Consider the following 22,300-nt stretch of genomic DNA (forward strand, 5'->3'; position numbering starts at 1 on the left):
AAGGGCCCTGGTTGAGTGACTATGATCTTGGTAGAAATACGCTGCACGCGCAGCAATTCAAGTATTTTGTTTAGTACAACCTGAACAAATTGACTGTCCAAGCGTATGACGTTGGGTCGGGCCCTGTTTAATCCCTGTCCAACCGCTCTGCGCTGTCCTGCGCCAGATCACTTAACGCGCTGTAAAATTCGGCATAGGCGCGCACCCGGTCGCGGGCTGCACCGTCCGAAAGCTGCGCCACGGTGGCCTCGACTTCGGCCTTGGAGCGGTCAAAGGAAAGCCGGGCGTTGCGCATCATCGTGGCATAGGGACGTTCGCCCAGTTGAAAATAGTCCTGCCGTTCTCCGGGCTTGGTCACTCGCTTGATCAATCCGCGATCAATCAAGGTGCGGGTCGAGGTGCTGATGCTACCCCGACTGACCTGCAATTCATCCGCAAGACTGCCAAAGGACACCGCCTGCCCGTCAAAGATCAACAGCCCCAGAACCCGCCCGGCGATCCGGGGCAAGTTTTCGCCCTGAGCGATCAGCCCGACTTTCTCGATAAATTCTGCCCTGACTTTGGCCTGATCCGCCATCATCCCCCCCCGACATGCCTTGCCTGGCTTTGAAAGGACAGCATGGCCGAGCCTTCCGGAAAGTTCAATTCGTTCGCTTTGAACTGAATTCAATATCCTGTCGATACCGTTCGCCTCAATCGCCCCGATAATCGTCATCCGCCGAGCGCAATTCCTCGGGCGAGGCCAGTCCGTCCTTGTTCACATCGACGATATTGAAGGCAAAGCCATAGGCTCCGAAGGTCCGGATCGTCTTGGCCGTGGGCTGGCCGCTGCGCGCCATGGCCTGCACAAAGGTGCGAAATTCGCGCAAGGTCAGGACCCCATCGCGGTTTTTGTCCGCCGCAACAAAGGCATCAACTTCTTGGTCCGTGGCGGAAAAGACCTGAGCCGACAGCGGCAGCGGCAGCAGCATTAAACTGACCAGAACGGGTTTCATACTCATGGCTCCTGTTTCAAGGCGCCCATGGGGGCTTCGACCAACCATTCGAGAAAGATGAGCCGCCCCGCCTTGCCGCGCAAGTCCAAAGGGGCCACCAGCGCGGGCACCAGTCCTCCGGCAGCGCCTTGTCGCCACAGAACCAGCGACTGGCGCACAGCAGCCACGGTGATGCAGCCCGCCTGCCCGGACAATATCGACGCCTCTGGCGGTGGCAGGCGACGATTGCTCAGCGCTTTGGCTCCGGAATTGTAACTGGGGTTTTCAAGGCAAAGGCGCACCGGGCAAGGTACATGATCGCAACCCGGCCCGATCCTTTCTTGAATCTGCACTTGATCACCCGAGGCGCTTTGCAGAACCAACATGTCGGCCGATCCGGCCTGCCCAAACTGCGGCGCGCCCAATGTGAGAAGTGTCGCCACCAACGTAGCGGCGTGGCGTAGAAGGAACATGACCGGTCTCCCTGGATCGCGCGGAGCGCCGTGCACCGCATTTGACCAAGGTAGCCAAGGCCCCCATCCGCCCCCATGGGGTGATCACCCCAATCGCCTAAAGTTCCGAGGCCGGATCGACCAGACCTTCGCGCAGCGCATAGGCCATCAGTTGCGGTACCGAATGCACGTCCAGCTTTTGCATCATGCTGGTGCGATGCTTGTCCACGGTCTTGGCGCTGATCCCCAAAAGCGCCGCGATTTCCTTGTTGGAATGGCCGCCAAGGATCATGTTCAGGATCTGCTTTTCGCGCCCCGTCAGCAGCCCGGCTTCGGGTTTGTCCTTCAGGGCGGTGACGAACCGATCCGCGATATGGCGCTGGCCGCGCAGGATACCGGGCAAGCGGGTGTAAAGTTCCTGATTGTCGTCCCCCTTGGAAAACAACCCATCAACGCCGCTTTCCACAAGAGAGCTGATCATGCCCAGCGCGGTGACCCCCGTCAGCACGACGATCTTGGTCGCTGGGCTCCAACGCTGCACTTCGACAATCACTTCGACGCCGCCCGCCATCGGCATCTGAACATCCAGCAACAACAGGTCGGGTTTGTGCACGCGCGTTTGTGCGATGGCCTCAAGACCATTTTCGGACTCGGCCAGGACCTCGATGCCTTGGGGTTCGATCAAACCGGGCTGCTCCAAAGCGCTGCGCAACCCGCTGCGCACTATTGCATGATCGTCGGCGACGACCGCATAGTACTTTCCACGCTCTCTCATTATATCATTATCCCAAAACCTTTTGCCCAAAATGTGCCACGCCCGCCTGAGAATACCCAGAATTTTCGCGGCTTTCCTGCTGTTTTTGCTGATGTCTGGCGCCGCTCAGGCACAACTGGTCGAATTGGACCCGGGCCATCAGGTTGCAGATCTGGTTCCCGATCTGCGCTATTGGCCCTCGCTGGACCCAGAGGTCAGCAATGCGATCACGGCCTATCGCGAAGGCCAATTCGAACGCGAGATGAAGACCGTCGCCTATAGCGCCGGGTATTCGCCTGAAACATGGGCCGCCGTGGAAATCGTCAACCGGACCGCAGCGGACGGACGCCCGCCAGACCGTTTTGCCGTAACGATAGACGCGCCCTTGGTCAGTGGGCTCAGGATTTTTCTGGTACGCGCGGACGGGCTGACCGAGAACCTGACCGACTATTCGATCTTCGCGCCCTTTGATCCGCTGGACCATGCCGTGACCCGTCTGCGCACCCCCGAATTCGATTTGGCCCCCGGCGAACAGGTGACGCTTCTTGCGCACGTGCAGCTTGGCCCGTTTCCCGATTTCGGCATGGCCCTGCACAGCCCTGAACACCTGACCGAAGCGACGTTTCTTTGGGGGATCGGACACACAGCTTTTTACGCTTTTGCGCTGAGCTGCCTGATCTTTTTCTTCGGGTTTCAGGTGGCCATGCGCAGCGCCGTCGGAGCGTGGAACACGCTGCTGTTCCTCGCCTTTCTCGGGCTGATCGCCTTTGTCGATGGGCTGCTGTTCCGCGCCTTTTACCCGCAGCACCCCGAGCTTCAGTCCCCGATCGGCTTTGGTCTGCTTTTCGCCCTTTCAGGCGCGGGGTTTCTGGTGGCGGGCGCGGGTATCAGAAGTGCCGCGCCTAGCCGTGCGCGGGCTGTCTCTGCGCTTTCGCTGCTGTCTTTTGTGGGCTTCCTGCTGGCGCTGTTGGTGCCCGGACCGCTTACGGCAAGCTTTGCCTACGTCTTGATCGGCGTCATGCTGGCCGCCCAGATTCCGGCCGCCCGCGCCATGCAAAATGATCACGTTGCGCCGCCCGTTGGTGCAGTTGTCGTTGCGGCTCTGGCTGTGTTGGGGGCTCTGGCGGTGATAGCCCTTATCCTCAGCGGATGGGGTGGACGCTGGCTGGATGCGCCGAATGCCATGCGCATGGTCTTTGCCTTTTTGCTGCTGGCGACCATGACCTTTCTCACCGCCAATGTCATCGCGCTGCGCCGCCGCCATCTGAGCGCCGTCGAAGCCCGCGTCATCGCGCTCGAGGCCGAGGCCGAACGCAGCCGCGAATTGCTGGAGGCCGAACGCAACTATGTCCGCGCCCGCGAATTGGCCGCCCTGCGCCAACGGCAGTTGGCGACCGCCTCGCACGACCTGCGGCAACCTCTGATGTCCCTGCGCATGACCTTTGACACGCTCGCCTCGGAGATGCAGCCCGAGGTAAAGACCCGTCTGAACGAAGCCTTCGACTATCTTGGCGCGCTGGCCACTGGCTATGTCGATGACAGCGTGCCCGACACCGAACCCGAGCCCCCGGAAACCGAAGCCTATCCGCTTGCGGTTCCATTGGGCACGACCCGCCAGATGTTCGAAAACGAGGCGGTGTCGAAGGGCATCAAACTTCGTGTTCTGCCGACTTCGCTTGACGTGACCGTGCCGCCCATCGCCCTGATGCGGATCGTCACCAACCTTGTCTCCAACGCCATCAAATACACAGCAGACGGCCGGGTTGTCGTGGGGGTGCGCCGCGCCAATGGCCCTCGGATCTGCGTGATTGACACCGGCCCCGGCATGACCGAGACCGAAATCGCCGCCTTCCGCCAAGCCTATGCCAAAGGCGAAAACTCGACCGGGCACGGCCTTGGCTTGTCCGTCTGTTTTGAACTGGCCCGCGCCAACGGGATGTCGCTGGATGTGACCTCGGTCAAAGGGCGCGGCACCTGCTTTTCACTGACCGTTTAGGGGCATCGTCCGGTTGTCACCTGCGGCGTCCCGCGCTGGCAGACATTTGCACGGCCAAGCTCCGTCACGGCCCATTCGTCACCGCGCTTTTCCATCAGCACGCGGTAAACCTGCCCTGCAACCGAGTCGTCCGCCCAGCCGAAATCCAGAACGTTCGCCGCAACCTTGTCGCCGCTTTGCTCCATCGCAACCTGCATGCGCGGTCTGCCCTCTTCCAACGAAGGGAAATCGACATCAAGCATGGCGACGATCTCTCGCGGGGTCTTTAGCGACCAGTCGGGTGAGGCGAGCACGTCAAACCCGTTCAGATCGAAGGACAGGCCAAGCTCTTCCAGTATGGACGGACGCTGTGGCGGCCAGATTGTCACTTCACCGGAATCCAGGCTCACCGCCGCGCTTTCAAGCGCCGCGCCCCATTCGCTGACCGCGTAGCGGTAGACAAACGCCCCTTCCCCCATACCGGGAGCGATCCTTGAGGCGGATTCGATCAGCATTTCCTCTGGTCGAACAAACCCTGACGACAGCAGCGGCGAACTGTGGATCGCGCCCAAATTGGGACGGGACCAGTTGATCAGCTCGTCCGGCCCATAATCGAATTCAAAGGAAGGCTGAGCAAAACTCAGCGGCATCAGCCTGCCGTCAATCTCGAAAACCATGACCGAAAGTTCGTCGGCAAAGGTCGTCCGGCAGGGCATCTGGTGCAGCACGCCATTTCCGAAGGGCTGGCTGATGACATCGCCGGGCAGGGAGCATTCACCCGGGGCCAGTGCGTCGCGCAGGGCCAGCAAGGCGTCATCCTCGGCGGCATGGGCCAGCCCTGCGCTTAGGATCGCCGCTATGGTCAGCACAAAAACATTTCGGGACAACGGCGATCCACGGTGAGCCTGCTGTTCCCCGAATGGCTGTGGGTGAAAAAGCGTCATGGCGATATTCCTTCGTGAACAATCGGGCCGCGGCCCAAGCGAAAAGGTCTACCCGATCATGGGCAGACCCGCAGATCAATTCCAGAGTTTCGTGTAGGCGTAGGTCAAAGCCCCGCCGCCACCGATGCTGCCGATCCCGACACCCAAAGAAAATCCCTGGAAATCAAAAGGCTTGGCAGAGAACCACATGTTCAGCCCTGCGCCGCTGCCGACGTCAAACTCGGCAATCGAGCCAAAGGCATGGCCGTCGATATGCGCGTTTCCGGATTTGAAGAAGGAAAAGACCAGATCGTTGCCACCACCAAAATGGTATCCGCCGGACAGCGACGTTGTCGTGTAAACCTTGGCGGCGCTGTCGAAATCCATATCCATGGAAAACCCGGTTTCATGCGCCCCGCCGATCCCATAGGAGCCGCTGGATTCGATCCCCACTGTGATGGTCCGGAACCCCAGCCTTTCAAGCTGGTCAAAGCTTTGCCGCATTTGGGTGTTGCGCTTGAGGATGCTTTGCACGCGGTTGCCATCCTTGTCCCTGATCGCCTTCGCCAGATCCTTGGCGTCACGGCCACTGGGCAGGGCCTTGCTGATCTGGCGGGCAATGTCGGCGATCTGGGCGCCCTGCGTTCTGGCAGCCGCGCGGACCTTTTCCTTGTTACCGCCGCTGAAGACATTGCCAATGCCGCTGCCCACATCCTGCAACTTGTCTCCGACACCGTCACCGATGTCTTTGAGACCCTCACCAACCTTTCCAACGATCGTCTGGCTGGCCGGGACACATTTGCCCCACTTGTTCCGCAAGCCCGGCTTGCATGATGGCCCCTTGTGGTGCCACGGGCAGGCTTTCTGGCCGTTGCTGCCGCAGCTTTTTGCTTCGGCCATCGAAGCCGGGGCGAAACTCGCGGAGGCCAAACCAAGGGCCACCACCATCATCGTGCGTTTGACAAAGCTTTTCATTGGTCTTCCTCCGCGTTTCGGTTTGTGGGGATCAGTCGGTCAGCGAAACTTCGTAGACGTGGTTGCGTGTGCATTCCTGGAAATCGGAGGTTGCCCGTTTCAGACCCGACCACTTGTTGAAGTGCGCGTTGTCGGTGCGAACCCGGTAGACTACGATCACCTGAGTGTTGCGCTCATTGGCGCGCTCAAGGTTGCGGGTGATGCTGAAGACCTGCCCGGCCGGGATGTCCTGATTGCGGATCGGTTCGGATTTCTTGCCGTAGCCCGAGATCTGGTAGTGCATGTCGACAACCTTGACCTTGTGGCCGGTGTCATTGGTGGCGACGACATAGGCGTCCTTGCAGGTTCCGCGGGCAAAGCTGGGGGTGGCAACCGTGGCGGCCATGGCGAGGATTGCGGTGGTGAGGAGCGTCTTGGTGATCATTGTTCTGGTCCTTGTGTGTGTGCCGGATTTCTGTTTGTGCCCCGGCGGTTGCTGTTTCTCGGATCGGCTGGTGTGCCGTTCGATGACCTCACAATGCCCGTTGGTCGCCGACTTCGGGATCGGGGAAACACCCCATTCGAAGGGGCGACTTATGGGGTATTTCCCCCAGTGCCCTTTGGCCCGGTTTCGGGCCTTTTGATCGCCACGCGGCCAACGCAGGCCGACACGTCAAACACCGTTTCAAAGGAGAGCCCTTATGTTCCGCCCCCATTTCACCCTGTCCGCAGCCCTGCTTGCCTCGACCTGCCTTGCCGGTCTGGCCCAGGCCCAAAGCATCCCCGAAATCACCCGGATCGAATTGGGTCAGGCCGGTATCGCCCGCTACACGATGACCGCCGAGACCACAGGCAATCTGATCACCTTCACCGTTCCCAAAGGCGCCTCCAGCGATGTGCTGGCCTCGCTTGTGGTGCGTGATCCGGCGGGCGGCGTGGTGGACCTTCAGACCGAAACGCCCGGCTCGGCGACCGCAGCGCTGCGCGAGACCGCCTTTGCCGCGGGCATCCCGACGGACACGCCCAGCCTGCTGGCGGCGCTGACCGGACAGACGGTGACCCTGACAACTTCGCTTGGCAGCACCACGGGTCAGGTCATGGGCCTGCGCCGCTTTGATGCTGTCGAAGATGGGCAGCGGGTTGACCGCATGGCCGCGCTTTTGCTGAACCAGTCCGGCGTGGCCGAGGTGGTCCTGTCCCCTGGCACCAAGGTCGGGTTTTCCGAGGCGGCAGCGCGCCATCTGGCGGAAGCCATGGCCTCAGCCCAAAACCGCGATGACAGCCGCCGTTTCGATCTGACCCTTGAGGCCGAAAGCCCCCGCTCGGTGGATCTGTCTTATGTGACCGAAGCCGCCGCGTGGAAAAACTCGTGGCGCCTGCTGCTGGACGAAGGGCGCTTGCAAGGCTGGGCCACCTTTGAAAACGTGTCCGGCGCCGGTTGGGACGATGTGCAACTGACCCTGACGACCGGCGCCCCGGTGGCCTATCGCCGCGATCTGATCGACCCGCTGTTCATCGCCCGGAACGAGTCAGACGACACCGCACCCAAACCGATCACGGCCAAGGCGGATAATGGCGTTACGGGATTGATGAACCTTTACAACGGCACGGCCCAATCGGAGTCACGGACACTAAGACCAATGCCCGCGCCGCCGTCTGGCAGCGCGTCAGAGGCAGCGGCGTCAAACGACAGCGGCATCCTGCGCTACACCCTGCCCGAAACGGTTGATCTGGAGAACGGCCGAACCGCGAACCTGATGTACCTTGATCTGCCGATCGAGCCGGAAATCCGCGGCCTGTACCGCGCAACCGAGCGGAGCAGGACATTGTTGCTGGCGGCTTCGATCACCGCTGATCAGCCGCTGGCCTCGGGGCTTGTGTCGGTGCAGGACGCGGATGGCTTTGTCGGCGATGCGCCGTTTCAGGGGATGCTGGCCGATCAAACCCGCCTGCTGCCCTTTGCCTCGGTCTCGGGCGGGGCGATCCATACCGACAGTCAGGCCATCGCCCGGCTGACATCCATCGTGCATCAAGAGGGCATTCTGACACTGGAACTCCTGCGCACCCGCACCACCACCTATTCCGGGGCTCTGCCTGAAATGGTCGATCTGTTCACCGTCGAGCACCCCATCGGCTATGGCGCGCTGGACAGCTCGAACGGCACAGCCGAACGCGGCGACGGGTTTTACCGGGTCACCGTCCCGGTTGCGGACGGCACAGGCACCGTGCGGCTTGTCGAGAAAGAGACGGTTCAAAAGCAGGTCCGTCTGGGCGCGGGCGATTTCGGTTCATTGCTGGCCGAGATCGAAGCCGGGCAAATTGAACTCTCGCAGGACTACCGTGCCGCCTTTGATCAGGCCAGCCGCCTGAAGACCCAATTCGAAGCAGCCCAGCGCGAGGTGTCGTCGGTTCGCAACCGCTATTCCTCGCTGGTCGGGGAACAGGAACGCCTGCGCGAGAACCTTGAGAGTGTCACCCAAGAGGCCCTGCGCAACCGTTATCTGACCGCGCTGGACAAGACCGAAACCGAGATCGCCAACAGCTTTGACCGGATCGACCAGCTTGAAACCCGGATGTCCGAGATCGAGCAACAGGTTCTGGCGGTCTTCGCGGCACTATAGAGATCAGGCATAGGTGCGCTGCGCCATGGGCGTGTCGTCGATCACCTCTTGCAACATGGTCAACAAAATCTCCTCGGCGCGGTTCAGGATCGCGCTGGGGTTCCATACCAGATGCACGTCAATGGGCGGCAGATCGTCATAAGGCGGCACTTGCCACAGCAGACCATCCTCCAGATCCCTCCGCACGACGTGCACCGGCAAAGGCCCTATCCCCAGCCCCGCAATGATCATCCGCCGCACTTCTTCGAGGTTGGAAGAGGTCGCAACCACCCGTTCACCCAATTGCGATTGCGCCCGCATCACAGTGACCGGGCGCAGCACGTCCTGCAGACGGTCGGTGTCAAAGCTGACGGCGGTCTGCCCGGCCAGATCCGCATGGGTCAGACCTTTTCGGCCAAAGAGCGAATGGTCCGGCCCGCAGAACAACCCGAAAAACTCGCGATAAAGGCGTCGGTATTCCAGCCGCGGGTTGCGGTCCCGCACAAGGCAGACCGCGAAAGACGCGCGCTTGGCCTGCACCTCGGCGATGGCATCCGCACTGGACAAGACGTTGATCGTCAAGCCCGCCGCCGGGTGCTGCGCATGAAAAGCGCCCAGGGTCTGATCAAATAATGGACAGACCACATGGCTGGCCACGGCGATCTTGACATGGCCGCGCACCTCATCGGTCATCTCGCGCAGCAGCGTCGACAGCCGCAGAATCGAGCCGTTGATGTCCACCGCTTCACGGTACAGCAACTCTCCTGCTTCGGTCAGCGCGTATTGCCCCGGCCCGCGTTTTATCAGTTTACGGCCAACCCGATCTTCCAGCCTTTTCAAAGCGGTAGAGACCGATGGCTGTTTCAGCCGCAACCTGCCCGCCGCCTCGGTGATCGAGCGGCTTTCGGCAAGGACAACGAAGGTCCGCAACAGGTTCCAATCCAGCTCGCGCGCAATGCGATCCGGGTCGTACCAACTGTCCGACTGCGTGCCGACCATAGATCACCTCTATATTGACAATATCCATTATCTATTTGCGTGATACCTCGCCCCTTCGCAAGGTCTTGGATAACCCGAATGACCTAGGGAATCCCAAATGTCGGTCGAAGCCCGCGAGGCGCGCCAACCATGGATATTGCTCGCACCGTCCCTGACGGCAGTTGCCCTGTTGCTCTTCGTGCCGCTGATGTTCATCGTGGTCTACAGCTTTTGGCTGCGCACTGCGACTGGCGCGGATCAGGTGGGGTTCTTCCTCGACAACTGGCAAGAGGCGCTGACTGACGCCTTTTACCGCGACATCCTGCTGAATACGCTGAAGATCGCCGCGATCACCACCGTGGTTTGCGCCGTCATGGGCTATCCGGCGGCCTATTTCATCGCCCGATCGCGTGGCAACAAGCCTGTCCTGCTGCTGATGCTCATGCTGCCGTTCTGGATCAGCTACATCATCCGCACGATGAGCTGGATCAACATTCTGGGAGTCTCGGGGGCGTTGAACACCTTCCTGATGTGGATCGGCATTATCAATGAGCCGCTTCAACTGCTCTACAACCAGACGACGGTGATCCTTGGCCTCGTGCATTTCCTGCTGCCTTTCATGATCCTCAATGTCTTTGTCAGCCTCGAAGGCATCGACGTGACGCTTGAGGATGCCGCCAATTCGCTTGGAGCCACCCGCTGGCAGGCGTTCTTGCAAGTCACCCTGCCGCTGTCCCTGCCCGGTCTCGCCGCCGGAGGGCTGCTGTGTTTCGTTCTGGGGGCGGGCACCTATATCACACCGCTGGTTCTGGGCGGGCCGACCGACGCGATGTTCGCCAACCTCGTGTTCGAGGCAATCATCACCCAATTGAACTGGCCGCTTGGGTCGGCCCTGTCGCTGATGCTGCTGGCGGTGCTGGGCGCGCTGGTGATGATCTACAATCGCTACCTTGGCATGGCGCAATTGATGAAGGGGCTGGGCTGATGGGCGGCATGGGATGGCAATTGATCCGCGCTTACGCAGTGCTGGTCTATATCTTCATGTTCCTGCCGGTGGCGGTGGTGGTCCTTCTGTCCTTTAATGCCAGCCAGTTCGGCAGCTTTCCCATGACCGGCTTTTCCTTTCGCTGGTTTCTTGAGCTATGGAACAACGACGCCATCCTGCGCGCCTTTCGCACCTCGGTCATTCTGGGGCTTCTGACGGCCGCAATCTCGACCACTCTTGGCGTGCTCGCCAGTCTTGCGCTTGTCCGCTACCGGGTGCCCGGGGCCAACATGATCTCGACCATCCTGATCGCGCCCATTCTGGTCCCCGAGGTGGTTCTGGCCGTTGCTCTGCTTCTGTTTCTCAATTTCCTTGGTGTGAACAAGAGTTTCACTCTGCTGCTGTTCGGCCATGTGATCTTTACCCTGCCTTTCGTGATCCTTGTGGTGCAGGCCCGACTTGTCGCCATCCGCCGCGACGTGGAAGAGGCCGCGATGAGCCTTGGCGCCTCGCCCATTCAAACCTTTTTCCAGATCACTCTGCCGCTGATGCTTCCGGCGGTTCTGGCCGGAGGGCTGTTCGCCTTTACCATCAGTTTTGACGATATCACCGGCACCCTGTTCTGGAAGCCCGGCGGTGTCGAAACCGTGCCGACACAGATTTTCGCCATGCTGCGCAATTCCATCAGTCCAGAAATCAACGCCCTTGGCACCGTGATGATTGTGATGACGGTCGGCCTGCCCCTGTTGGGCGCGGCCATCGCGCGGCAAATTTCCAAGAAAAGCGGCGTCTAAGGCCGCGTTCCCCCAACCGACAAGGAGAAACAGATGAAGAAAATGGACAACACAACCCGCTACGAACGCCTGCGCGAGCGTTACATGAATGGCGATATCGATCGCCGCTCTTTCCTTGGGTTGCTGGGCGCAGCCGGTGCGGCCTATGGCCTTGTGACACCCTATCGCGCCATGGCCCAAAGCGTCAGCCAGGTCCGTTTTGACGGCTGGGGCGGCGTCGTGTCGGAAGCCTTCCGCAAATACGCCTTCGATCCCTACACCGCCGCAACCGGCATCGAGGTGGTTGATGGTACCTTTGGCGGCGGCGACGAATACATCAGCCGCGTCAAGGCCAGCCAGCCGGGCGAATACAACATCGCCCACCTGTCCGGCGTCTTCGACTATGCACGTTATCACGGGCTCGGGCTGACCTCGGAATTGAACGAAGACAACATTCCCAACCTCAAGTTCGTGATCCCCAAGCTGGTCGATGTCTTCCGCGCCGTGACCGACGGCAAGCTGTCCTGCGTGCCCTATGACTATGGCACCACGGGCATCGCCTATAACCGCAAGCACATCAGCGACGATCAGATGCAGGAGATGGGCGCGAAAATCCTCATCGACGAAAACCTCAAGGGCAAGATTTCCGGCTGGGGCGACTGGCGCACCCGCATTTGGTTTGCCTCGTTGCAGACCGGGCAGGATCCGAACGGTGCCACCGATATGGACGCCGTCTGGGACGCCATCCGCAAACACCGCGACCTGTCGCTGAAATACTGGGGCTCGGGCGCGGAACTGATGAGCCTTCTGGCCGAGGAAGAAATCTATGTGACCGAAGGCTGGTCGGGCCGCATCTATGCGCTGCAGGAGCAGGGCCATGATATCGGCTACATGGACCCGCCCAATGGCTATGGCTGGCAGGAATGCATGTTCGTGATCAAAGGATCGCCGATGGAGGCCTGCGAAGAACTGTTGAACTTCATGTTGGCACCCGAAACCTCGATCGCGGTGGCCGAAGGGCAGAACTATCCGCCTGCGCTGGACCCGCAGAAGGTCGATCTGGGGTCGAAGATCCCGACCTTGCCCGCCTTTGATCCCAGCGGCACGCTGGAGGGGCTGACCTTTGCCGATCCGGCCTATTGGAACGGCAACGAGGCCGAGTGGTCAAAAACCTTTGGCCGCGTTCAAAAGGGCTACTAAGCCCAAGGGGGCAGGCCCTGCGGCCTGCCCCGACACCCCCTTCAGGATACCCACATGAGCTCGGTTACGCTGAAAAACATTGTCAAGCGGTTCCACAACTTCACCGCTGTGCATCAGACCAATCTTGAGATCCCCGAGGGCGCCTTTGTGACGCTTCTGGGCCCGTCGGGCTGCGGCAAGACAACGAACCTGCGGATGATCGCCGGTCTGCTGGACCCGACCGAAGGTGAAATCCTGATCGGTGGCAAGCGCGTCAACGACGTGCCGATCCACAAGCGCAACCTTGGCATCGTCTTTCAGAACTATGCCCTTTTCCCGCACAAGACCGTGGCCGAAAACGTCGCCTTTGGCCTGAAATACCGCGATGTGCCAAGCGCAGAAATCGCCGGCCGTGTGCAGCGCGCGCTGGAACTTGTGCAACTGCCTGATGTTGGCGACCGCTATCCAAAGGCGCTGTCCGGTGGCCAGCAACAGCGCATCGCACTGGCCCGCGCCATTGTCATCGAACCGGATGTTCTGCTGCTTGACGAACCCCTGTCCGCGCTGGATGCCAACCTGCGCGAAGACATGCGGGTCGAGCTCAAGCGGATTCAGGACCAGATCGGTGTAACCACGGTGTTTGTCACCCACGACCAGTCCGAAGCCCTGGCGATGTCCGATCAGATCGTGGTGATGAGCGCGGGCCGGGTTGAACAGGTCGGCACCCCCGAAGAGGTCTATAACCGTCCGGCCAGCGAATTCGTCGCCAATTTCCTTGGTGCTTCCAACATTCTGCAAGCGCAATGCGCCGCCATCACCGCCGACGGGGCCGCGTTGGAAACCACACTTTTTGGCTCGGTTCTTGTGCCGCCGGACAAGATGGCAGAGATAACCGAAGGCCCCGCCAAGCTGGTTCTGCGGGCCGAAAAGTTGCACGTTCGGGCGGGGGACGCCCCAACCGATGGCCTGTGCGCCGCGCCCGCAACCGTGGAAACCGTGGATTACCAGGGCCAGACCGTGCGTTATTTCCTGCGCGTCGGGGACACGCAACTTCAGGCCATCAACATGATCGACGTCCGCCCGTTCGAGCAGGGACAGTCCGTTCAGGTCGCCTTTCGACCCAAGGATTGCGCGGCCCTCAGAGGGGGGCAGTGATGAGCCACCTGTTCTACCAAGGGCGCGGCCGCAAACCCGTGCTGGATCAGGCCCGCGGCGTCTACATGTGGGACACCGACGGCAAGCGCTATCTCGACGGCTCCAGCGGCGCGATGGTGTGCAACATCGGACATTCCAACGAGAACGTGCTGGACGCCATGCGCGCTCAGATGGAGCGATCGACCTTTGGCTACCGGCTGCATTTCGAAACTGAAGCCTCGGAAAAGCTGGCCGCCAAGACCGCTGAAAAGATGCCGGACGGGCTGACCAAGGTCTTTTTCGTCTCGGGCGGCTCTGAGGCGGTGGAAAGCGCCATGAAGCTGGCCCGGCAATATGCGCTGGCCGTCGGCCAGTCCGAGCGTTGGAAGGTGATTTCGCGCAGCCCATCCTATCACGGCTGCACCCTGGGCGCGCTGGCGGTGACGGGGTATTCCACCCTGACGACGCCTTTCGCGCCCATGATGCGCGAGATGCCCAAGGTGCCCGCCCCCCGCGCCTATCTGGACGGGTTGGATCCGGACGATCCGGCCACCGGGCACCACTACGCCGAAATGCTGGCCCGGCAGATCGAGGCCGAGGGTCCGGAAAGCGTGCTGGCCTTTATCCTTGAACCCGTAGGTGGCGCTTCGACCGGGGCGCTGGTGCCGCCCGCGGGTTATATGGAGCGGGTGCGCGAGATTTGCGATGAATACAGCGTGCTGCTGATCATGGACGAGGTCATGACCGGCGCGGGCCGTACCGGCGCTTTTCTGGGGTGCGAACACTGGAACACCCGCCCCGATATCGTCGTGATGTCCAAGGGTTTTGCGGCTGGCTATGCGCCGCTTGGCGGCATGGTTGCCCCAGAATGGATCGTCGACCCGGTGCTGGACAAGGGCGGCTTTGCGCATGGGTTTACCTATGCCGGCAACCCTCTGGCTTGCGCCGCAGGACATGCGGTTCTGGAAGAGATCGACTCGCAGGGATTGGTGGCCAATGCCGCCACCATGGGCGACAAACTGAAAGCCCGCCTTCAGGCCCTGATGCAGCGCCACGAAATCATCGGCGACGTGCGCGGCAAAGGGCTGCTTCTGGCGTTCGAATTCATGTCCGACCGAACGACCAAAGCGCCGCTTCCGCGCAGTTGGAACGCCCATGACCGCTTTGTTCAGATCGCCTATGACAAGGGGCTGATCGTCTATTCCCGGCGGACACGCGATGGCCTCGAAGGCGATCACATCCTTGTCTGCCCGCCACTGATCGTCAATGACACCCACCTTGACGAAATCACCGAGGTGCTCGACCAATCGCTGACCCAATTCACTGCCGAAATACCTGGCCTTCGTGAAAGCGCCTGATGTCCAAGATCCTGATCTCCTGCGCCATCACCGGCTCGATCCACACGCCTTCAATGTCGCCCTATCTGCCGATCACCCCGGATCAGATTACCGAACAGGCGGTGGGCGCCGCCGAGGCGGGCGCCGCGATCCTGCATCTGCACGCCCGCGATCCGGATGATGGGCGCCCCTCGGCCAGCCCGGAACATTTCATGGCTTTCCTGCCGCGCATCAAACAGGCGACGAGCGCAGTGCTGAACATTACCACAGGCGGTAGCGCGGTGATGTCGCTGGAAGAGCGTCTTGCCGCCCCCAAAAGGGCCGAGCCGGAAATGTGCAGCCTCAACATGGGATCGATGAACTTTGCCTTGTACCCGGCAGCAGAGCGGATCACGGATTGGAAATACGACTGGGAAAAGCCGTTTCTGGAAAATTCCGACGATCTGGTCTTCAAGAATACCCCGCGCGACATTGCCCAGGTGCTGACCCACTTGGGTCTTGAACGTGGCGCGAAGTTTGAGTTCGAATGTTACGAGGTTGGCCACCTGTATATGCTGCGCCATTTCATGGATCGCGGGCTGGTCAAAGCACCGGTCTTTGTCCAGTTTGTTTTTGGTGTGCTCGGCGGCATTGGCGCTGATCCGGAAAACCTGATGCATATGAAGACAATCGCCGACAAGCTGTTCGGCGACGATTACACTTTTTCGGTGCTGGCCGCGGGACGCCACCAAATTCCGCTAACCTCGATGTCGGCGGCGCTTGGCGGGCATGTCCGCGTCGGGCTTGAAGACAGCCTCTCCATCGCGCGTGGACAGTTGGCCAAAAACAACGCCGAGCAGGTCGCCAAGATCCGCCGCATCGTCGAAGATATGGGCCGCGAGGTTGCGACACCCGATGACGCACGCGCGATGCTGGGCCTCAAAGGCGCGGACCGCACGGCGATATGACACAGATCCGGCAAGCAAACCGCAGCGACGCAGCGCGGCTCAATCGCGCCTTGGCCCGTCTGTCGCGTGATCTGAGCGACACCCATCGCGCCACCGACGCCCAGATCGAAGCCGCCCTTGCAGGACAGCGCCCGATCGCGCGCGCGCTGCTGGCCGAAGATGGCGATGACGTGACCGGGTTGGCCTTTTACTCGCCCGGGTTTTCCACCGCGCGGGGCGGCGCATGGGTTTATGTCTCGGATCTGTGGGTCTGCGATTCCCGTCGCGGCAAAGGGTTGGGGCGTCGCTTGCTCAGGGCTGTGATGCAGGACGCCAGCAGCGTCTGGAACGCAAGATGGCTAAAATTGTTCGTCTACGACCACCGGCCCGAAACACGCGCCTTTTACGAGAACCTGGGCTTTGTCCCGACCACAAACCAAAGCGAGCTGAGCATTTCAGCCGAAACACTGCGAGGACCGACATGAAAGGTTTTTTCGACGACCGCCAGTGGAAGCATGACCCCAAGCATTTCATGGCCAATGGCGCGATCATGCCCAACCCCGAGCAGCCGCGTCGCATCGAGGTTCTCAAGGCGGCCGCCGAAGAGGCTGGCATCGGCTTCGAGGCGCCCGGCGACGCGGGTCTTGGCCCCATCGCCGCGCTGCATTCGCCGGAGTATCTGGTTTTTTTGCAGAACATCTACACCCGATGGCGCCGCATTGATGGCGCCGGCCCCGAGGTGATCCCCAATATCCACCCCGCCAGCCGCAACAACGGATATCCGAAATCCGCTGTTGGTCAGGCGGGTTTCCATCAGGCCGACACCGCCTGCCCGATTACCGAAGGCACGTGGGAGGCGGCCTATTGGTCTGCCCAGACCGCCATCTCTGGCGCTGATCACATCGCTGGCGGCGGCAACGCCTATGCGCTGTCGCGCCCGCCCGGCCACCATGCCTTTGGCGATCTGGCGGGGGGATTTTGCTTTCTCAACAACTCTGGCATCGCCGCCGAGCGGTTGCGCACCAAAGGCATGCGCCCCGCGATTCTGGACGTGGACGTGCACCACGGAAATGGCACGCAAGGTATCTTTTACGACCGCGACGACGTGTTGACCGTTTCGATTCACGCCGACCCTGCGCGCTTTTACCCCTTTTTCTGGGGCCATGCGGATGAACGCGGCACCGGGCGCGGGCTGGGTTACAACCTCAATCTGCCGCTGCCGCGCGGCACCGGGGATGCAGATTTTCTGAAGACGCTGGACACCGCTTTGGCCCGCGTGCGCGCCTTTGGCTGCGATGCGCTGGTGGTGGCGCTGGGGCTGGACGCGTCGATCGACGATCCGTTTCAAGGGCTGGCCGTAACGCAAGACGGTTTTGCCCGCATCGGCGCTGCAATAGCCGGGATGGGTCTGCCGACGTTGTTCGTGCAGGAAGGCGGTTATCTGAGCGACACGCTGGGCATCAATCTGACACGCACGCTGAAAGGATACGGGGACGCATGACACAGGCAGATATCATCGTGATTGGCGGCGGCATGGCTGGGATCAGCGCGGCGGCGCGCTTGTCCGAACATGCGCGTGTGATCGCCCTTGAGGCGGAAACGCAGCTTGGCTACCATTCCACAGGGCGCTCTGCGGCGATCTTTATCCTGAACTACGGCAACGCCACGCTGCGCGCCTTGAATGCCCGCTCGGTCGGGTTTCTGGAGGCCCCCGAAGGCGTGTCCGAAACCTCTCTCTTGTCGCCGCGCGGCGAGCTTTTGATGGCGACAGAAGCCAACATGAGCGATGCCGAAGACTATGCCGCTGGCGCGGAAGGGCTGGAATGGCTGACCCCGGCCGAGGCCCATGAATTGGTTCCGATCCTGCGGGACGACATCTTTGTCGCCGGGCTGTATGAGGCGGACGCGCAGGGCATTGACGTGGATCGAATGTTGCAGGGCTTTGCCCGATTCCTCAGGGATCGCGGCGGCCAGATTGTCACCAAGGCGCGGGTCAACGCGCTGACCCGCAGCAACGGCCAGTGGGTGGTGACAACCGAAAGCGGCAGCTACAGCGCCCCCTTGGTGGTGAACGCAGGCGGCGCATGGGCCGGAGTGCTCGGTCAGATGGCGGGCGCCTTGCCGATCACGCTGACCCCGTGCCGCCGCTCGGCTGCGCTTTTGCCCGCGCCAGACGGCTTTGAGATCGACAATTGGCCAGTTTTCGGGTCGGTCGCCGAAGATTGGTACGCAAAACCCGACGCGGGCAAGCTGATGGTCAGCCCCGCCGACGCCGACCCGGTCGAACCGCAAGACGCATGGCCCGACGACATGGTTATCGCCGAAGGGCTGCATCGCTACGAAAGTTCGGTCACGGTGCCGGTCACGAGGGTCGAGCACACTTGGGCAGGGCTACGCACCTTTGCCCCGGACAAAACCCCAGTGGTCGGCTTTGATCCGCAGGCCGAAGGCTTTTTCTGGCTGGCCGGTCAAGGCGGCTATGGCATTCAGACCGCGCCTGCGTTGGCCGATCTGGCCTGTGCCCTGTGCCTTGGCAAGGGGGACAACGACGCGGCGCTGCTCGAGGCGTTGTCGCCCCGGCGCTTTGCATAGCGCGCCGTTCGTCTACCCCGCGAGATAGCGCAACGCGCTGCGTCCGGGCAGGAAGAAATAGCCGCCGCCGCACATCCGCACAACATCGTTGAAGCCCTCGACGATCACCGGCCCGGCCTCGGTCGGGACGGTGAGTTGCCCGCCTTTGCCGCCACGGCCGAGGATCGCATCCACTTCCTCGGTCAACCCGTGGAAATGGCGCGACATCGCCCATGTCTGTTGGACAAATTCAAACTGCCGTTCCAGATCGGCGTTGAGACACATGAACAGCAGGCCCTGCGCGGCGCCCTCGTCATAGGGTCTGCCGATCCTCAAGATCCTGTGACGATTCACGATCCCCATCTGCTTTTCCGACCCCGGCTCAAAACTGTCGCGCGGGTTGCTACGCCGGATATGGGCGCTGAAAGGACAACGACGCCCGGCCGGGTCCTCTTGGCCATGCAGGAAATCGTTGTCTGGCACACTGTCCTTTTCGCCTGCCCAACCGCCGGCCGGCTCATGTGGGTGGCGGGTCAGGGATGATCCGTCAGGCCAACGCCCCACCGCCTTGGCCCTGATCCATGTCGCCCTTTGGTCCCGTGACAGACCCGGGGGCACGCCGGGATGCGTCTCGAGCCTGTCGGCCTGATCCAGCGATTGCTGATGGAATTTCTCTACCGCTTGCTCCAGTTGCCGGACCACCATGAACGAGCCATTTCGCCCCAGATCGCGGGCGATGCTGGCGGTGTCACGCTGAAAGTCCGGCCAGTCCGTGTCCGCAGTCTTTGATGTCCGCGCGGGCAAGATGTTGTCCGGATCGCGCTCTGGCGGCACGCAGGGGGACACCGGCAAAAATCCCCGATTGTCGGGGTACCCCAGCAGAAACTCTCCGGGCTCTACCACATCACGCGAGGTCTGATCCTGCGCCCAGCGCCGGGACCCGCGCAGAATGGGCTGCGACACACCATCGACAAACCCAAAGGGTTCGCGCACCGGCCCCTCCTTGGGCAATTGCCGGGTTGCAATCTTGGCAACCACCGCGCCGCCGTGTTTTTGCAGCGCTGCCACGGTCTGGGCTGCACTGTCCACAGCCGCGTTTTCGAGTCCTTGGGCCGGACGCGCAACGACCATCAGCGCAAGATCGACTCCGCTTGTCCCGTTGCCCCATTTCCAGCGCGCCGGCTCATCCTCGCCAGTGTCCATCAGCACCCGCGCGGCCCGCTTTTCGTCGTCCATGCCCTGAAGAAAAGCGACCGGAAACTGGGCCATATCGACCTTGTTCAGGCCAAGCCGCGCCAAGCCTGTCGCGCTGAGCGCCAGAATATGTGCGCTGTCCAAAGGCTTGCCATCGCCAAAGGACACCGTGGGCAGAGTCTCGCGCAGCCAATTGCGCGCGGCCTGCGTATTTTCCGGCAGGCGGAGGCCGTAGAACACCCCGTCCTGCAAACGTCGCATTCCGCCAAAGACGATCTTCTGGATCTCATCCGTTTCAAGCGAGCGGGTCCGACGCGGACGCGAGCCGAACAGGTCAAACCAGTCCTGCGCCTCGTCCTCGGTGCTGGCGGTCAACAGACCGTGCCGGATCGCTGCATGGAGCCGCACCTGATGCGCCGTGGTATTTGGGTAAGCCCGATACCAGAAATACGACGGGCGCTGTTGCCGCCTTGCCCAGCGCTTGAACCTGTCACCATCGGTGGCGCCATCGAAAAACAGGTTCGAGGTGCGTGGAAACCCGATGGTATTGGACCAGACCCCGGTCAGTCCGCTGTTCGCCTTGGTTATGAAATCCTCAAGGTAGCTTTCCCAACTGCCGCTGTAATTGGAGAAGAACAGCAGCTTGTCCGTGCCCGGCACCAGCACCCAGCGTGCCGAATGAATGGTTCCGATCTCACCGAGAAACCCTGGACGAAACTGCCGCGTAGCCAATTGGGCGATCACCCAAAAGGCAAGCCGAAGGGACAGGCGCCGCAAACGCCCCGGTTTCATCTTTGAAATCCCGGCCAGATGATTGACGACGCCGTCATCCTCGATCTGCATGACCTCGCTGAGGACCTTGTAATCGGGCGGGCTGTCGTCCACCTCGTCGGTTTTTTCGGCCCGTCGCAACGCGACATATAACGCCCCGATCCACGCAAGCAGCGCCGCCAAGGCCAGCACCGCCGTCAACGCGGCAATGCCAATGCCCGCCCAAATGCCGCCTGTCACCCCGGCCCATAGGCCAAAGCCCAAAACCAAAAGCGCCACCACCCCCAGCACCGGCCAAAAGAAGTTGCCGACCCCGCGCAGCACCATGCCCAACAACGACGCCAAACCGCCGCCGCCCTTGGCCGGAGCAAGAAAGCCGACATCGGCCTTGGTCATCATCTCTTTGAAGGCGACTTCATCGGCAATACGGGCGCGGATCAGCCCCAGCCGGTGCAATGCGCCGCCGTCGCTGCGATCACGCGCGACCATCTCGCGCAGGCGCCGGGCAAAGGCCTCTTCCTTATAGATCCTGTCCACCGTCATCCCCGGTGCCCCGCGATGCGGCAGCCCAGGAACGGCGCGCAGCTTGGTTCCGGTCTCGATGGACTGGTCGCGCAAGAACCGGGCAAGGTCCGAAGGCACCGAAATCTGTGCGGCCTGAAGTATTGCGGTCAAAGTCTCGGGGATGTGGCGGGCCAACACGTTGATCGCCTGCGCCTTGCCCCCATCATGCGAGGATTCGAGCACCAGAAAAGCCGAATGCCCATCATCCTCGGGAACCGTTGTGATGCTCAGAAAATGCACGCCTTGCCCGCGGAGCGCGTCGCGGATCGACCCGCCGCGATATGCTTGCCGGCCCTGTTCTGCCAAAATCTGATCGACGGCCTCTTGCCGAGCACCGGAAAACGGCACGGCCACTGTCAAATATGTAAAGTCCATGTTTCTATCCCGCGTATTCAAAATCTGACCAGCGCGTAAAAATGCTCGCGCTCCGCGTCTCAGAATACCCGACTTTGGGAGGCTTCAGGAAAGTTTTTCAATTTAAACGGGTGTCAGGTGTAGATCGCGCGCCGCAAAAGGTTCAAACCCGCGATCAGCAGGATAATCAATGTCGCGCGGCGAAACGCTTTCTGGTCGATCCGGTCCTGAACCTTGCCGCCAAGCCACATCCCCAGAACAGCTGGCCCCAACAGCGCCAGAGACAGCCAGACGGTCCGGCTGTTCAAAATGCCCGAACCGATATGGGCAAAAGTCAGCGCCACCGCGCCAAGGCCATAAATCACGCCCTGAACGCGCATCTGTTCGTGTTTCTCCGTGCCCATTGCCGTCAGATAGGCCACGGTGGGCGGGCCCCAGACCCCGGAAACACCGCCGATAAACCCGGCAAAAGCGCCAATTCCAGCCTCGAGCCTTGGGTTCTCGTCCGCCAGCTTGGGCTGCCAGCCGGACAGTTGCATCAGCACGAACAAAACCACCGGAACAGCAATCGCCAACATGAACAGGCGTTCGGGCAAAACGGCCACCAACAATGACGACGACAACAGCATCACCAAACCAGCCAACAGAAAGACCCGGAATCGCCGGACCGAGCCAATCGCAGCGCTTGGCCCCTGCCGCAGTGCCTGCATTCCGTTCGACACGACGGTCGGCAGGATCAACCCCGCCAAGGCAAGGCTGGGCGGCAGGAAACTGGACAAGCCCGAGACAAGGATCATCGGCATGGCAAACCCGACCATGCCCTTGACCACGCCCGCAAGCAGCGCAATTGACAAGGCAACGATCCAAAGGGCGGGTGTCAGTTCAGGCAATAGCGTTTCCAT

At 61.3% G+C, this 22,300-nt stretch carries 21 protein-coding genes; 11 read left to right on the top strand and 10 right to left on the bottom strand.

Annotation, left to right across the window (positions count from 1 at the left end; translation table 11 throughout):
* Positions 1–127 precede the first annotated feature (127 nt).
* From ACOYQJ_RS14630 to ACOYQJ_RS14645, 4 genes are all read right to left on the bottom strand, one after another.
* The gene (locus ACOYQJ_RS14630) at positions 128–577 is read right to left on the bottom strand and encodes a GbsR/MarR family transcriptional regulator (protein ID WP_422906771.1); all 450 of its coding nucleotides are present in this window, start codon (positions 575–577) and stop codon (positions 128–130) included.
* Between the two features lie 115 nt (positions 578–692).
* The gene (locus ACOYQJ_RS14635) at positions 693–1,001 is read right to left on the bottom strand and encodes an EF-hand domain-containing protein (RefSeq protein WP_422906772.1); all 309 of its coding nucleotides are present in this window, start codon (positions 999–1,001) and stop codon (positions 693–695) included.
* Positions 998–1,447, bottom strand: a complete 450-nt coding sequence (locus ACOYQJ_RS14640) for a hypothetical protein (protein ID WP_422906773.1) — start codon at positions 1,445–1,447, stop codon at positions 998–1,000. The genes ACOYQJ_RS14635 and ACOYQJ_RS14640 overlap by 4 nt, the downstream gene beginning before the upstream one ends.
* Before the next feature lie 97 nt (positions 1,448–1,544).
* Complete coding sequence (locus tag ACOYQJ_RS14645; RefSeq protein ID WP_422906774.1) at positions 1,545–2,201, bottom strand: LuxR C-terminal-related transcriptional regulator; 657 nt, start codon at positions 2,199–2,201, stop codon at positions 1,545–1,547.
* 91 nt (positions 2,202–2,292) lie between these two features.
* On the opposite strand from ACOYQJ_RS14645, the gene ACOYQJ_RS14650 reads away from it, so the two are divergent.
* Complete coding sequence (locus ACOYQJ_RS14650) at positions 2,293–4,176, top strand: sensor histidine kinase (protein WP_422906775.1); 1,884 nt, start codon at positions 2,293–2,295, stop codon at positions 4,174–4,176.
* Here the strand turns inward: ACOYQJ_RS14650 and ACOYQJ_RS14655 are convergent.
* The 3 genes from ACOYQJ_RS14655 to ACOYQJ_RS14665 all read right to left on the bottom strand — a co-directional run bounded on the left by ACOYQJ_RS14655 (position 4,173) and on the right by ACOYQJ_RS14665 (position 6,477).
* The gene (locus ACOYQJ_RS14655) at positions 4,173–5,099 is read right to left on the bottom strand and encodes an NAD(P)/FAD-dependent oxidoreductase (RefSeq protein WP_422906776.1); all 927 of its coding nucleotides are present in this window, start codon (positions 5,097–5,099) and stop codon (positions 4,173–4,175) included. The genes ACOYQJ_RS14650 and ACOYQJ_RS14655 overlap by 4 nt on opposite strands.
* Positions 5,100–5,174: 75 nt before the next feature.
* The gene (locus ACOYQJ_RS14660; RefSeq protein WP_422906777.1) at positions 5,175–6,053 is read right to left on the bottom strand and encodes a hypothetical protein; all 879 of its coding nucleotides are present in this window, start codon (positions 6,051–6,053) and stop codon (positions 5,175–5,177) included.
* Between the two features lie 31 nt (positions 6,054–6,084).
* Positions 6,085–6,477 carry a hypothetical protein gene (locus ACOYQJ_RS14665; protein WP_422906778.1) on the bottom strand — a complete coding sequence of 131 codons (393 nt, stop codon included), beginning with the start codon at positions 6,475–6,477 and terminating at the stop codon, positions 6,085–6,087.
* A gap of 256 nt (positions 6,478–6,733) precedes the next feature.
* Between ACOYQJ_RS14665 and ACOYQJ_RS14670 the strand changes: the two genes are divergently transcribed.
* Positions 6,734–8,653 carry a hypothetical protein gene (locus ACOYQJ_RS14670; RefSeq protein ID WP_422906779.1) on the top strand — a complete coding sequence of 640 codons (1,920 nt, stop codon included), beginning with the start codon at positions 6,734–6,736 and terminating at the stop codon, positions 8,651–8,653.
* A 3-nt stretch (positions 8,654–8,656) separates the two neighbouring features.
* Here the strand turns inward: ACOYQJ_RS14670 and ACOYQJ_RS14675 are convergent, their stop codons facing one another.
* Positions 8,657–9,631 carry a LysR family transcriptional regulator gene (locus ACOYQJ_RS14675; RefSeq protein ID WP_422906780.1) on the bottom strand — a complete coding sequence of 325 codons (975 nt, stop codon included), beginning with the start codon at positions 9,629–9,631 and terminating at the stop codon, positions 8,657–8,659.
* A 97-nt stretch (positions 9,632–9,728) separates the two neighbouring features.
* Here ACOYQJ_RS14675 and ACOYQJ_RS14680 point away from each other — a divergent pair, with 97 nt between their 5' ends.
* Genes ACOYQJ_RS14680 through ACOYQJ_RS14720 form a run of 9 tightly spaced genes read left to right on the top strand, consistent with a single transcriptional unit; the run spans position 9,729 to position 18,536 of the window.
* On the top strand, positions 9,729–10,595 hold the full coding sequence (locus ACOYQJ_RS14680) for an ABC transporter permease (protein ID WP_422906781.1): 867 nt from the start codon (positions 9,729–9,731) through the stop codon (positions 10,593–10,595).
* 8 nt (positions 10,596–10,603) lie between these two features.
* Entirely contained in the window at positions 10,604–11,389 is a 786-nt protein-coding gene (locus tag ACOYQJ_RS14685) for an ABC transporter permease (protein WP_422906882.1), read from the top strand.
* 42 nt (positions 11,390–11,431) lie between these two features.
* Positions 11,432–12,568 (top strand): extracellular solute-binding protein, encoded by a 1,137-nt coding sequence (locus ACOYQJ_RS14690; protein ID WP_422906883.1) that lies wholly within the window; start codon positions 11,432–11,434, stop codon positions 12,566–12,568.
* Between the two features lie 54 nt (positions 12,569–12,622).
* Positions 12,623–13,702, top strand: a complete 1,080-nt coding sequence (locus tag ACOYQJ_RS14695) for an ABC transporter ATP-binding protein (RefSeq protein ID WP_422906782.1) — start codon at positions 12,623–12,625, stop codon at positions 13,700–13,702.
* Positions 13,702–15,039: an aminotransferase family protein gene (locus tag ACOYQJ_RS14700; RefSeq protein ID WP_422906783.1), complete on the top strand. Its 1,338-nt coding sequence runs from the start codon at positions 13,702–13,704 to the stop codon at positions 15,037–15,039. Before ACOYQJ_RS14695 ends, ACOYQJ_RS14700 begins: the two co-directional genes overlap by 1 nt.
* Entirely contained in the window at positions 15,039–15,965 is a 927-nt protein-coding gene (gene kce / locus ACOYQJ_RS14705; protein ID WP_422906784.1) for a 3,5-dioxohexanoate:acetyl-CoA acetone transferase, read from the top strand. Before ACOYQJ_RS14700 ends, kce begins: the two co-directional genes overlap by 1 nt.
* Positions 15,962–16,429: a GNAT family N-acetyltransferase gene (locus ACOYQJ_RS14710; protein ID WP_422906785.1), complete on the top strand. Its 468-nt coding sequence runs from the start codon at positions 15,962–15,964 to the stop codon at positions 16,427–16,429. Before kce ends, ACOYQJ_RS14710 begins: the two co-directional genes overlap by 4 nt.
* Complete coding sequence (locus tag ACOYQJ_RS14715) at positions 16,426–17,445, top strand: histone deacetylase family protein (protein WP_422906786.1); 1,020 nt, start codon at positions 16,426–16,428, stop codon at positions 17,443–17,445. Before ACOYQJ_RS14710 ends, ACOYQJ_RS14715 begins: the two co-directional genes overlap by 4 nt.
* Positions 17,442–18,536 carry an NAD(P)/FAD-dependent oxidoreductase gene (locus ACOYQJ_RS14720; protein WP_422906787.1) on the top strand — a complete coding sequence of 365 codons (1,095 nt, stop codon included), beginning with the start codon at positions 17,442–17,444 and terminating at the stop codon, positions 18,534–18,536. The genes ACOYQJ_RS14715 and ACOYQJ_RS14720 overlap by 4 nt, the downstream gene beginning before the upstream one ends.
* 12 nt (positions 18,537–18,548) lie before the next feature.
* Here the strand turns inward: ACOYQJ_RS14720 and ACOYQJ_RS14725 are convergent, their stop codons facing one another.
* Complete coding sequence (locus ACOYQJ_RS14725) at positions 18,549–21,419, bottom strand: Dyp-type peroxidase (protein ID WP_422906788.1); 2,871 nt, start codon at positions 21,417–21,419, stop codon at positions 18,549–18,551.
* 113 nt (positions 21,420–21,532) lie between these two features.
* The gene (locus ACOYQJ_RS14730; protein WP_422906789.1) at positions 21,533–22,300 is read right to left on the bottom strand and encodes a sulfite exporter TauE/SafE family protein; all 768 of its coding nucleotides are present in this window, start codon (positions 22,298–22,300) and stop codon (positions 21,533–21,535) included.

The sequence above is a fragment of the Pacificoceanicola algae genome (assembly GCF_049341065.1).
GTDB lineage: Bacteria > Pseudomonadota > Alphaproteobacteria > Rhodobacterales > Rhodobacteraceae > Pacificoceanicola.